The 11,959-nt window shown below is 69.7% G+C and carries 9 protein-coding genes; 4 read left to right on the top strand and 5 right to left on the bottom strand.

Translation table 11 applies throughout. The annotated features are described in order from the left end of the window. Positions 1-7: 7 nt before the first annotated feature. The 5 genes from ACIQRW_RS28465 to ACIQRW_RS28445 form a co-directional block, all read right to left on the bottom strand. Positions 8-1,339, bottom strand: coding sequence for a peptide ligase PGM1-related protein (locus tag ACIQRW_RS28465; RefSeq protein ID WP_403765311.1), 1,332 nt, complete (start codon positions 1,337-1,339; stop codon positions 8-10). Beyond that, a complete protein-coding gene (locus tag ACIQRW_RS28460) occupies positions 1,339-2,430 on the bottom strand; it encodes a radical SAM protein (RefSeq protein ID WP_403765309.1) in 1,092 nt (363 codons plus the stop codon). Before ACIQRW_RS28460 ends, ACIQRW_RS28465 begins: the two co-directional genes overlap by 1 nt. A gap of 547 nt (positions 2,431-2,977) precedes the next feature. Continuing rightward, positions 2,978-3,505 (bottom strand): GNAT family N-acetyltransferase, encoded by a 528-nt coding sequence (locus ACIQRW_RS28455; protein WP_403765307.1) that lies wholly within the window; start codon positions 3,503-3,505, stop codon positions 2,978-2,980. Between the two features lie 108 nt (positions 3,506-3,613). Continuing rightward, positions 3,614-5,131 carry a glycerol kinase GlpK gene (gene glpK, locus ACIQRW_RS28450; RefSeq protein WP_403765305.1) on the bottom strand — a complete coding sequence of 506 codons (1,518 nt, stop codon included), beginning with the start codon at positions 5,129-5,131 and terminating at the stop codon, positions 3,614-3,616. 29 nt (positions 5,132-5,160) lie between these two features. Beyond that, a complete protein-coding gene (locus ACIQRW_RS28445) occupies positions 5,161-6,009 on the bottom strand; it encodes an MIP/aquaporin family protein (RefSeq protein ID WP_403765303.1) in 849 nt (282 codons plus the stop codon). 319 nt (positions 6,010-6,328) lie between these two features. On the opposite strand from ACIQRW_RS28445, the gene ACIQRW_RS28440 reads away from it, so the two are divergent. The 4 genes from ACIQRW_RS28440 to ACIQRW_RS28425 all read left to right on the top strand — a co-directional run bounded on the left by ACIQRW_RS28440 (position 6,329) and on the right by ACIQRW_RS28425 (position 11,921). Then, a complete protein-coding gene (locus tag ACIQRW_RS28440) occupies positions 6,329-7,171 on the top strand; it encodes a heparin lyase I family protein (RefSeq protein ID WP_403765301.1) in 843 nt (280 codons plus the stop codon). Positions 7,172-7,282: 111 nt separating this feature from the next. Then, positions 7,283-9,304, top strand: a complete 2,022-nt coding sequence (locus ACIQRW_RS28435; RefSeq protein WP_403765299.1) for a PQQ-binding-like beta-propeller repeat protein — start codon at positions 7,283-7,285, stop codon at positions 9,302-9,304. A 113-nt stretch (positions 9,305-9,417) separates the two neighbouring features. Then, positions 9,418-10,503, top strand: coding sequence for a substrate-binding domain-containing protein (locus ACIQRW_RS28430; RefSeq protein WP_403765297.1), 1,086 nt, complete (start codon positions 9,418-9,420; stop codon positions 10,501-10,503). Between the two features lie 113 nt (positions 10,504-10,616). Then, the gene (locus ACIQRW_RS28425; protein WP_403765296.1) at positions 10,617-11,921 is read left to right on the top strand and encodes an ABC transporter substrate-binding protein; all 1,305 of its coding nucleotides are present in this window, start codon (positions 10,617-10,619) and stop codon (positions 11,919-11,921) included. The last annotated feature ends 38 nt before the right edge of the window (positions 11,922-11,959 follow it).

The following is an 11,959-nucleotide window of genomic DNA, read 5'->3' as shown; positions in this document are numbered from 1 at the left end:
CGGGTGATCAGGCGCCGACACCGGGCCGCGCGTCGGCCAGGACCTTCTCCAGCCCGGCCTCCAGGGCCAGCGCCCGGTCCCAGGTGGGCGCCAGGACGACGTACTCGACCGTGCCGCTGACGTCGGTGTCGTCCGAGGAGATCACGATGCCGCGACCGGTTTCCGGGTCCCAGGCAAGCGCGTTGGCCTCCAGCTCCCCGAGCAGGACCGGCAGGGACGGGGCCACGACGCCGAAGCGGCTCAGCAGGACATGACCGTCGGCCCAGCCCGGGCCGACCAGGGTCTCGGCGATGTGGTGCAGATGGGTGCTGCCGCCGAGGCGGGCGTTCACCTCGTTGAACCAGATCTCGCCCGCCGGCGATATCACCGCGTCGATGTTGGCGAGGCCGGTGTACCCCCACTGCCGCATCAGCCGGGCCATCCGCAGCGATTCCTGGGACAGCGCCCTCCACACGTCCGGGGGAACCGACGTCAGCGGCAGTTCGAGCCCTACGAGAACCGGCGGGTCCTGCGCCGAGCGCAGCCGACCGGAGTTGACGACGGTCGGTTCGCCGTCCTCGGGACAGAGGACTTCGACGTAGACCGACCGGCATCCGGGCAGGAACTCCTCGACGACCACCTCGCCCAGGGGGGCATGGGTGTCGGTGAGGCCCGCGAAGGCGAGGACCTCGTCGAGGTCCCGGTGATCCGTCGGGCGGATCGTCGACATCGCCCCGGTGACCTCCAGGTCCGGGTCCATGGTGACGACGACGTTCCCGTGGCCGCTGACCGCCCGGTCCCGCTTGACGATCACCGACGCACCCCGCGACAGCAGTCGCGTCACGGAGTGCGTCAGGTCGTTGGTGGTCCGGCAGGGCATGCCCGCCGGGATGGAGAAGCCCGCCCCGGCCGCGAGGGCCCGGAACACCACCTTGCTGTTGAACAGCTCCGCGCCACCCTCCGCGAGGAAGCTCGGCTTGTCGGCCGTACGCACACCGAGCGCCTGGGCGAACGTCACGGCGCCACGGTCGTACATGTACGGGCGGAACTCCCACCGCGGGGTCACAAGGCCCCGGAGCGGGCCCAGAACCTCGGCACTGTGGAGATGATCCTGTGTGAGGAGGTCGGCGTCCGGACTGACGAGGTGGACACTCGACAGGTCCAGCCCGGTGTGCCGCGCGACGTGCTGGAGGAAGCTTCGGGACAGGGGACGGGGGAGGACGAGCGCATCGCCGTCACGCAGGAGCCAGGCCAGCCTCTTCATCGTGAAGAGGAGCCCGCGGCGGTCCTCCTCGGTGAAGAGATCCATGCGGTCGACCATGTGCTCGGCGCAGGCGTTGCCGAGCCACAACGTGGGCATCAGTGCTCCGCCTTCCCGCCGTCGCTGTCCAGGTACCAGACCTGGAGGAACCCGTTCTCGTCGACTCGCGCCGTGGGCGGGAGGACCCAGGCGGGCGCCCAGCGTCGGCGTTCCTCGTAGGAGTAGCCGGTCTGCACGAGTACCCGATCGCCCTCACGGCCGATGACGGCCCCCTCGTACAGGGAGACCTTCCCCACGTCGGTCATCAGCGTGAAGTGCGGCTTGGCCCGACCGGACGTCATACCGGAGACCACGAGCCGCCGGAAGAGGTCCAGTCCCCGGGCGATGGAGGTCCGGTGGTGGTCCATGCCGCGGATGGGGACGCAGTGGAAGAGGTAGTGCGCCTCGATGTCGAGGTGGCGGAGTTCGTCGTACAGCGTGATCAGCGTGTCCAGGTCGTCGTTCACACCACGCAGCAGCACCGTCTGGTCGTAGATGCGGGCGCCCGCCGACCCCAAGGCCCCGTAGGCCTCCCGCACCTCGGGGAACAGCTCTCCCGGATGGTTGATGTGGGTGGCGATCTCCACCCGGAACGTCGAGCGGGGACGCAGCGCGCGGATCATCCGCTCGTCGACACGGCGGGGGTCCTGGAGGGGTACGCGGGTGCCGATCCGGACCACTTCCACCTGGGGCGCGTGCTCCTCGATCGCGTCGAGCAGGAAGGCGAGGCGGTCGACCAGCACCAGCGGATCACCGCCCGTGACCAGGACCTCTCGCACCGCCGCGTTCTCCGGGGCCGAGCCGCAGTACCGGGCGACGCGTAATAGGTCGTCCTCGGACAGGGTCCGTGTCGTGTACTGACCGCGAATGCACCAGCGGCAGTGCGCGGCGCAGATCGTGGTGGGTTCGACGAGGAGGGTCCTGCGGTACAGCTTCTCCACGCCCCTGAGCTCCGCACCCTCGAAGGTGGTGTGCAGCTCCGACTGGTAGTGCCGGTCGACCTCGTGGGCCCGGTCAACGGCTTCCGACGGATCCACCACGTACTGCAGGTCCAGGAAGGACAGCTCTCCAGGATATTTCTCCTCCGCCATCTTCTGTCGCAGATACGGGGATAACTTCTCGGCGAAGACGCCGTTCTTGGCTCCGGCCATGGCTGGGCAACCTCCTGGATAGGGACCTGATGCCGAACATCCGCGCAAGGACCTCCCGTGCGCCGCGCAGCCTGGTGGCGTGCACGCGGTGCGCGCCCTTGATGACCCGCATGGTGGCGCGGCGGACGACGATCGGTGGCAGCGGACCGGAGGCCTCGCGCAGCACCCCGGGCCCGCTCGTCGCTCCTGCCCGGCAGACGGGGCGTCCGCGTGGTCCGCGGAACGTCCAGTGGCATGGGCTCTGTCGGTAAGTGTTCGATGTCCATCACGTTGGAGGATGCGTCTTCCTGCGAGGGGCGGGTTCATGCAGCGGTCGAACCAGCTGCGCTCGACGCGCAGTTGCGGAGGCTGCGCGAGCGTCGCACAGCGGACAAGAGAGGGTCAATCCGTCCGCTGTGCGGATGGCGTGAACCTGCTCCCCCGTCGGCGGGCCGCCGCCTGTTCACCCCTGCGCGATGTGCGCGTACGGAACCCGGCGTTGCGCGCCGACGGGCTGTCGGCCGCGAGTCTCGACGCCCCCTCTCCACCCGATCATGCTGTGACCTGCTCAGTCGGCGAGGATCCGCTCCCACAGCAGCCCGTCCCGCCAGCTCCCGTCGAGGAAGATCGCCGAGTGCGCGACCCCGTACGGGGTGAACCCGTTGCGGCGCAGCACCCGTTGCGACGGCAGGTTCTCCAGGTTGGTGGACGCCTCGGCGCGGTGCAGGCCGAGTTCGTCCGTCATCACCCGGAGCACGAGCCCGACGGCGTTCCCGGCATGCCCCTGATTCTGGGCGACGGAGGCGATCCAGTAGCCGACGGAGCCGCGGCGCAGATGCGGCTGCGGCAGGATGCCTCCCACGGTGACCTGCCCGATCACCTGGTCGTCGGCGAGCACCACGCCCGGCCAGACGGTGCCGGCCCGGTATCCGGACAGCAGGCCCTCGATCCGCTCCGCCTGTCCCTCCGGCGTGAAGTAGTCGGCCGGCTGGGCCGGTTCCCACGGCCGGAAGGCCTCGGCGTCCCGCACCCGGTGCGCGGCGATCGGGGCGGCGTCGGTGGGCTCTATCAGGCGGATCCTGGTACTGCTGCGCATGGGGGCGGTCCTCGTCGCGGTGCGTCGGATGGGACGGCCAACCTATGCGAGGGCGCCCGGGCCGCCGCCCGGCGGCCCGGGACCGCTGGTGGTCAGGGGCCGTGGTGGTCAGGGGACCTTCACCCAGTCGAGGGTGCGCTCCACCGCCCTCTTCCAGCCCTCGTAGCCCTCCGCGCGCTGCTCCTCGGACCACTGGGGCGACCAGCGCTTCGACTCGTGCCACTGGGTGCGCAGCTCGTCGGTGTTCTGCCAGAAGCCGATGGCGAGCCCCGCCGCGTAGGCCGCGCCGAGCGCGGTCGTCTCGGCGACGACGGGACGGCTGACCGGAACGCCCAGGACGTCGGACTGGATCTGCATGCAGAGGTCGTTGGCGGTGACCCCGCCGTCGACCTTGAGCACGTCGAGATGGACCCCGGAGTCCTGCTCCATCGCCTCGACCACATCGCGGCTCTGATAGCAGATGGCCTCCAGGGTGGCCCGTGCCAGGTGGGCGTTGTCGTTGTACCTGGCCAGACCGACGATCGCGCCGCGGGCGTCGGACCGCCAGTACGGCGCGAACAGACCGGAGAACGCGGGCACGAAGTACATGCCGCCGTTGTCCTCGACGCTCCGGGCCAGCTCCTCGCTCTCGGGCGCCGACTTGATGATCTTCATCTGGTCGCGCAGCCACTGCACCGCCGACCCGGTGACGGCGATGGATCCCTCCAGCGCGTAGACCGCCGGGCTGTCGCCGAACTGGTAGGCCACCGTGGTGAGGAGGCCGTGCTCCGAGCGGACCAGTTCGGTGCCGGTGTTGAGGAGCAGGAAGTTGCCGGTCCCGTAGGTGTTCTTGGCCTCGCCGGGGGCGAAGCAGACTTGGCCGACGGTGGCCGCCTGCTGGTCGCCGAGGACGCCCCCGATGGGAATGGCGGCGCTCAACGGCCGGGAGGTACGGGTGGAGCCGTAGGCCTCCGGATGCGACGAGGGGTTGATCTTCGGGAGCATCGCCCGGGGGATGCCGAAGAAGCCCAGGAGTTCCTCGTCCCAGTCGAGGGTCTCCAGGTTCATCAGCATGGTGCGGCTCGCGTTGGTCACATCGGTGGCGTGGATACCGCCGTTCGGGCCGCCGGTCAGGTTCCACAGGACCCAGGCGTCCGTGTTGCCGAAGATCGCGTGACCGGCCTCGGCCGCCTCCCGTACACCGTCGACGTTCTCCAGGATCCACTGGATCTTGCCGCCGGAGAAGTACGTCGCCGGCGGCAGCCCGGCCTTACGGCGGATGACCTCTCCCCGCCCCGAGCGTTCGAGGTTCGCCGCGATGGCGTCGGTACGGGTGTCCTGCCACACGATGGCGTTGTAGTAGGGCCGCCCGTTGCGCGGGTCCCAGACCACCGTGGTCTCGCGCTGGTTGGTGATCCCGATGGCCTTCAGGTCCGTCGGCGAGAGACCGCCGTGCCGCAGGGCGTTCTGGATCACCGAGTTGGTGCGTTCCCAGATCTCCACCGGGTCGTGCTCCACCCACCCGGAGCGGGGCAGGATCTGCTCGTGTTCCAGCTGGTGCTTGGCGACCTCGTTGCCGCCGTGATCGAAGATCATGAACCGGGTGCTGGTGGTCCCCTGGTCCACCGCGCCGATGAAGTCAGCCATGATGTGTGTCGCCTCTCCGGCCGGTGTGGTCAGTCCTTGGAGGCCGCCGGGACGCGTCCCGGCGGTTCGGGTTCGGCGGACGGCAGGAAGCGTCCGACGAGGGCCTTGTAGAGACCCGCGCCGAGCAGGCCGCCGATCAGCGGGCCGATGATGGGCACCCAGAAGTAGAGATTCCCGTACTGGTCCCGCCACGCACCGCCGTAACCGGTGAGGAAGCTCGCCAGCCGGGGGCCGAAGTCACGGGCCGGGTTGATCGCGTAACCCGCGTTGGTGCCCCAGGCCATGCCGATCGCGACCACGACCAGGCCGATGATGAACGGGCCCATGTTCGAGCCGGGCGGGGTGTTCAGGAGGTCCGTGATGGCCATGATCAGGAGCAGCAGGATCGCGGTGCCGATGATCTGGTCGCGGAACGCGCCCCACTCATGGACCGGCAGAGCCGGGTTGCCGTTGGCCGGCAGGGTGGAGAACACGGACTGCGTCTTGATGGTGTGCCCGGGGTCGGCCTTCGCCAGCGCCTCGCTGTAGTTCCACCGGACGAGGAGCGCGGCCACGAACGCACCGGCCGTCTGCGCCAGCGCGTACGGAGCCACCTTGCTCCACGGGAACCCCTTGAACGCGGCCAGCGAGAGCGTCACCGCGGGATTGAGGTGGGCCCCGCTCAGTCGCGCCGCCACATAGACGCCGAGCGTGACGCCCAGCCCCCACGCCCAGGCGATGCTGTCGTGGTCCCCGAGCCCGCCGGCCGGATCCGTCAGGGCTCCGCCCGCCGCCACCTGGGCGACGACGCCGCATCCGAAGAGGATGAGGATCATCGTGCCCGCGAACTCGGCGGACAGCTCGCCGAGCAATCCGGACTTCTTACGTAGTTCAGCCATGGGAGCTCGCCCTCCGCCGACCGCGCCGGCTGTCGACTATCCGAGCAGTGTCAGCAGGCTAAGTCGCATTTGTAGATCGGGCATATCGGGATGTTCGGGGCGTTTAGGTGAGGTGACCCTGCGTACCTGGTCGCATCATTCGCAACCGATTCTTTCGAATGAAGACCAAAAGCGTTGTCTCTAGTCTTCCGATTTCGTTCGGAGGCGTGTCAGCATGCAGGCTGTCCGGCCGCCGCGGGCGCCGCATCGAGTGATGCCGTCCGGCCGATTCGACGTGATGTCGCTGATGGCCGGTGTCCCGCAGAAATGGAGGAGCTCCATGGTCAATCTTCGCAAAGTGTCGATCGCCTTCTGCGCGGGAGCGCTGCTCGTTCCCGTCCTGCTCTCCGATCCGGCGGGTGCCGGGCCGGAGAGGACCGAGGACGCCGCGCCGGCTCCCGCGCCGCCCGCCGAGGACCGCTTGCGGGTGGACTACGAGAGCGGAACGCTCAACTCCGGAGTGGAGGGTCTGACCACCACGAAGGCGAAGGCGCCGGATGCCTCCGCCGTCGTGCGGCCCGCGGACGAGGGCAGTCACGCGGTTCAGCACAAGGTGACGCTCGGCGACCCGGGATACGAGTCCAACGGCGCGCCCCGCAGCGAGAGCGCGACGGACCTGCTCCCGTCCGGACGCTTCGTCGTGGGGGACGAGCAGCGCTACGAGTTCAGCGTGCTGCTCAAGGACTGGAAGACCTACACGCCGGGAGACAGCGAGTCGGGCGACATCGTCTTCCAGGGAAAGTACGCGGGGGGCAACGTCCCGGCGTTCTACCTCATGGCGAAGCGCGACGAGATCGCGTTCCGGTCGCCGCATCTGAACCGGCAGTCGACGGTCGTGGAGGATCTCGGCCCGCAGGTGAACCGGTGGATGCGCTTTCGCGTGGACGCACGCTGGACCACCGACGGGACGGGCTACCTCCGGGTCGCCGTACGGCTGTCCGGCGAGGACGGCTTCCGGCCGGTCGTCGCGTACGAGAACGTGCGCACCTACCAGCCGGAGAATCCGGCCGACCACGGCTACCTCAAGTGGGGGCTCTACCGCCCCTCGCAGTCGCTCGCGAACGGTGACGTGCCCACCCGGATCGTCCGGCACGACAACCTCCGCGTCACCGACCTGCCCTGACCCGGACCGGACTGGACGGGACCCAGCCTGACCCGGACCGGACCTGTCCTGATCCGGACCCGCGCACTCGTTTCACCCATCCCCGCACCCCGCACCCCCCATGGAGTACAGATGACCCATTTCTCTTCCCCGAGCAGGCGCCGACTGCTCCAGGCCGGTGGCGCGTTCGGGCTGGCGACGGCCGCCGGGCCCCTCCTCGCCCCCCGGGCCGGGGCGGCCGGGCCCGCGGCGGCCGCGACGACGGTGACCGATCTGGGGCCCGGTCTGGTCCAGTTCTCGCTGATGAGCGGGTTGCTGGTCGGTGACACCGTGTACATCGGGTCGCGCAACATGCAGCCCTCCAGCGTGATCGGGTTCCATCTGCCGAGCCGCAAGGTGGTGTCCCGCACCGCCCTCGACGCGGGGCCCGAGCCTTCCGTCCAGGCGCTCGCGGCGGACCCCACCGGCCGCTATCTCTACATCGGCGTCCTGGTCAAGGCCGACCGGGGAGGGCCGAACCTCTACCGGTGGGACCTGAAGACGCCCGAGACCCCCGCCGTGGCCATCGGCAGGACCGAGGACCGCGACATCCGCGATCTGACGGTGGCCCCCGACGGCACCGTCTACGCCGTGGGCGGCGTCCCGGGGAAGGCGCCCTCCCTCTGGGAGTACGACCCGGCCACCGGGGCGGTCATCGGCCGGGGCGTACCCGACCCGAAGGCGACCCTGGCCAGGGCGGTCGCGGCCTCGGACACCACCGTCTTCTTCGGGGCGGGCAGCGTCCTCGCCGGCGGCGGCGGCGCGAGCAAGGCCTCCCTGTACGCCTTCGACCGGAAGACGCACGCCTTCACCCCGATCGTGCCCAAGGAGATGGAGAAGGACCCCAGCCTGCGGGAACTCGCTGTCGTGGACGGTCATTTGGTCGTCGGAACCTCGGGCGGGGTCGACCCCGCGAAGCTCGCAGTGATGGACCTGGACGACCTGTCCTCGTACACCGTCGTGCCCACCAAGGGCACGGTCGTCAAAACGCTCGCCGCCGACGCGGACCGTATCTACTTCGCCTCCGACGCGGGCCTCCACGCCTACGGGAAGGCGGACCGGACGCTTTCCCCCGTGGAGTTCGACGGGCCGGACCTGGGCGAGATCTGGGGCGTCGACCACGTCGACGGGAAGCTGGTGGTCGTCTCGGCGTACGGATTCGTCGCCGAGATCGACGTGGCGGCACGTACGTCGGTCGTCACCGATCTGCACGAAGCGGGCGCGGAGGCCGGTCCGCAGGCGGGCATGGGGATAGCCGCCGGTGCTGGATACGTCTATCTCGGAGGCAACGGCGCCATCTCCCGGCGCGACCTGAGGACCGGCGAGGTCATCAACCTGCCGGCGCCCGGTGAGGCGAAGGACGCCGAGGTGATCGGGGGCGTCCTGTACACCGGCCAGTACAACGCGCAGGGCATCTGGCGCTACGACCCTTCCCGGCCACGGGATCCGCGGCAGGCCGCGAGCTTCCCCAGCGAGCAGAACCGGCCGCTGGACACCTCGTGGGACCCGGAGAACAGGCTGCTGCTCGTCGGGGTCCAGTCCGACACCGAGGGCGGAGGCGCCCTGTGGACGTACTGCCCGAGGAGGGGCAGTACGTCCACCTACGTCAATCCGATCGACGACGTGCAGCTCGTCCGGGCGGTGGCCAACCGGGACGGCGTCGCCTTCCTGGGCGGTGACAACGCATCCAAGGAGGGCCCGCGCGCCACTGTCGTCGCCGTCGATCCGGTCACGGGCAAGGAGCGGTGGCGCCTGGACACCCGGCAGACGGCAGGTGTGGCTGCCCTGGCGGTGCAGGGCCGGAACCTCTACGGGCTCACGACGAAGGGCGCTCTGTTCGTCATCGACCTGCGGACCAGGAAGGTGGTGCACACCGCTGACGTCAGCGCTGTCAGCAATGGCTTCGCCGCCATGGTCACCCATCGCGGCGCGGTCTACGGCGTCTCGGACACCACGCTGTTCCGCTTCCACCCGAAGACGTTCGCCGTCAGGACGGTCGTCGCCGGGATCAACGGCGCCTGGTACAGCGGCCCCCACATCAACGTTCACGGTGGTCTGCTCTACACGCTCCGCGGGCACAACCTCGTCGCGGTCGACGACAGGCCCTCGCACTGAACCGCCGCCGTTCGGGTGATCCGGCGTTCCAGGCCGATGTTGACCTTTGATTGATATCTTTCGGTTGTCGAGTGAAGGGCTGTGACTCACTCGCTACCGAGAGGGGACTGAAGGTGTTGGCTGACGAGCGGCGGGAAGCGATTCTGCGCGCTGTGGAGCGCCAGGGGTCGATCACCGTGAAGGAACTGGCCGAGGAGATGGGCGTTTCCGCCGTCACCCTGCGCCAGGACGTCCGGGAGTTGGCCGGCCGAGGGTTGCTGACCCGGGTGCACGGCGGCGCCCGGGCCCTGGCACCGGCGGGCCCCGCCCCGGTCGAGACGCCCGCCACCGCGCCGTCCGCGACGGAGCGGTACGCCGTCGGGCTGGTGGTGCCCCCGGGCGGCTACTACTACGCGGAGGTCATCCGGGGGGTCCAGGACGCGGCCCGCCCGCTCGGCGTCCGGGTCGTGCTGGCCGTCTCGGGGGAGTCCCTGTCGGAGAACCAGGAACAGGTCCGCCGGCTCGTGGCCGGAGGTATCGACGGGCTGCTGCTGATGCTGCACCCGGGTCTCCGTCCGGTGGACGAGGCCGAGCAGTGGCTGAGCGGCCTGGAGGTGCCGGCCGTCCTGGTGGAGCGCAGGGCGGGGATCAAGGCGGGCAGGCTGGAACAGGTGGCGTCGGACCACGCCTACGGTGCGGCGCTGGCGGTACGTCACCTCGCCGGGCTCGGGCACGACCGGGTGGCCCTGGTCGCCCGGGTCGAGAGTCCCAACACGGCTCATCTCAGCGCTGGTTACGCCGAAGCCGTGGAGTCCATGGGGCTCCGGCCGGGACCGGAGTACCGCATCGTCACCGGCGCCGACGCGGCCCCGGCGGACGGGCGGTTCGACGAGGTGATCCGGGCCGTGGAGGCGGGCGAGGTCCGGGCGGCGCTGGTGCACAACGACATCGACGCCATCGCGCTCGTCGGCATCCTGCGCGCGCGCGGGCTGCGGGTGCCGGAGGACCTGGCCCTGGTCACCTACGACGACGAGGTCGCCGAGCTGAGCGAGACGCCGCTCACCGCGGTGGCCCCACCCAAGCAGGCCGTGGGGGCGTGGGCCCTCGACCTGGCGGTACGGCGGCTGTCCCGACCCGCCACGCCCCAGGCGGAGATCCTGCTCCGCCCCGAGCTGCGGGTACGGGCTTCCTGCGGCGCCCGGCGCCGGGCAAGCGCCTGAGCAAGTGATGCATCTGCTTTCGTTTCCGAAAAAACGAAAGCAGATGCATTGACTCGATGTCGTACGTAACGAATGATTGCTGTGACACCCAAGCAAACGATCGGTGGCACATCATGTTTCGTAGACGGCTGACAGCGCTGGTCTGCTCCGTCGCGGCCCTCGGCCTGCTCGCCACAGGATGTGGCGACACGGACGGCGGGAAACCCGCGGCGGAGAAGGGCACGGGGAAGATCACCTTCTGGTCCTTCGTCAAGGGCTCCGACAAGGTGGCGGAGGCCTTCAACCGGTCCCACCCGGACATCGAGGTGACCTTCGAGGCGGTGCCGTCGGGCCAGGAGTACTACTCCAAGCTCACGAACGCCGTGAAGGCCGGGACCGTCCCCGATGTCGCGGTGGCCGAGTTCGCCCAACTGCCCGAGTTCGCCACGCAGGGAAAACTGGAAGGCCTGAACGACCGGCTCGGTCCGCTGGTCGAGGACCATTTCCCGGAGCCGACACGGGAGTTGGTGCAGTTGGGGGGCGAGACGTGGGGCGTTCCCCGTGACGCCGCCCCGCTGATGATGTTCTACCGGAACGACTTCTTCACATCCCACGGGATCGACGTCCCCACGACCTGGGCCGAGTACCGGACCATGACCGGGCAGGTGAGGAAGGCGGATCCGAAGGCCCGCGGCGGCGTCCTGTACACCGACAACCCCGGCCTGCTGACCGCCCTCGCCCAGCAGGCTGGATCCCAGTGGTTCGATACGGAGAAGGACGCCTGGAAGGTGTCGCTGACCGACGCGCCCTCCCGGAAGGTCGCCGACTACTGGGGCGACCTCGCGGGTAAGGACCTCGTCCACTCACTCAGCTCGCTCGACCCGTTCTGGACGAGCGTCCAGCAGAACCGGACCGTCGCCTACGTCTGCGCGAGCTGGTGCGCCGGAGCCCAACAGGCCACCGTCGCCGACCAGAAGGGCAAGTGGTCCGTCGCCCCGGTCCCCACCTGGGACGGCAAGCCGGCGTCCGCCATGTACGGCGGCTCCTCCTTCGTCATCCCGAAGGGCGCCAGGAACAGCGCGGCCGCCGCCGAGTTCATCAAGTGGATCACCACCGACCCCGAGGGCATGAAGGCGTGGGTCTCCACCGGCACCAGCAGCATGTTCCCGGCCGACCCCCGCCTCGTGCCGGTCACCAAGGCCGCCTTCCCCACCGACTACTTCGACGGTCAGGACATCTACGCCGTGGGCAGCGAGTCCTACAAGGCCATCGTGCCGGGCTGGACGTGGGGCCCCGTCATGGGAACCACCAACACCGCAATCGTCGACCGGCTCCCCAAGGTCGCCGACGGCGGAACGAAGCTCATCGACGTCCTCGCCGACGCCCAGCGGGCCACCGTCAAGGACATGGAACGTCGCGGGATGAAGGTCGCCCCGTAGGGGCGCTCCGGACGCCGAACCGCGGTGAGCCGATGCCC

Origin of the sequence: Streptomyces sp. NPDC091287 (genome assembly GCF_044768525.1) — a bacterium.
GTDB lineage: Bacteria > Actinomycetota > Actinomycetes > Streptomycetales > Streptomycetaceae > Streptomyces.
Note: the sequence above shows the minus strand (reverse complement) of the source record. Positions and strands in the feature narration are given on the sequence as shown.

What these genes read in the sequence shown, in the direction of transcription:
- ACIQRW_RS28465 (WP_403765311.1), bottom strand. Translation starts at nt 1,339, where the DNA reads ATGCCCACGTTGTGGCTCGGCAACGCCTGCGCCGAGCACATGGTCGAC.
- ACIQRW_RS28460 (WP_403765309.1), bottom strand. Translation starts at nt 2,430, where the DNA reads ATGGCCGGAGCCAAGAACGGCGTCTTCGCCGAGAAGTTATCCCCGTAT.
- ACIQRW_RS28455 (WP_403765307.1), bottom strand. Translation starts at nt 3,505, where the DNA reads ATGCGCAGCAGTACCAGGATCCGCCTGATAGAGCCCACCGACGCCGCC.
- glpK (WP_403765305.1), bottom strand. Translation starts at nt 5,131, where the DNA reads ATGGCTGACTTCATCGGCGCGGTGGACCAGGGGACCACCAGCACCCGG.
- ACIQRW_RS28445 (WP_403765303.1), bottom strand. Translation starts at nt 6,009, where the DNA reads ATGGCTGAACTACGTAAGAAGTCCGGATTGCTCGGCGAGCTGTCCGCC.
- ACIQRW_RS28440 (WP_403765301.1), top strand. Translation starts at nt 6,329, where the DNA reads ATGGTCAATCTTCGCAAAGTGTCGATCGCCTTCTGCGCGGGAGCGCTG.
- ACIQRW_RS28435 (WP_403765299.1), top strand. Translation starts at nt 7,283, where the DNA reads ATGACCCATTTCTCTTCCCCGAGCAGGCGCCGACTGCTCCAGGCCGGT.
- ACIQRW_RS28425 (WP_403765296.1), top strand. Translation starts at nt 10,617, where the DNA reads ATGTTTCGTAGACGGCTGACAGCGCTGGTCTGCTCCGTCGCGGCCCTC.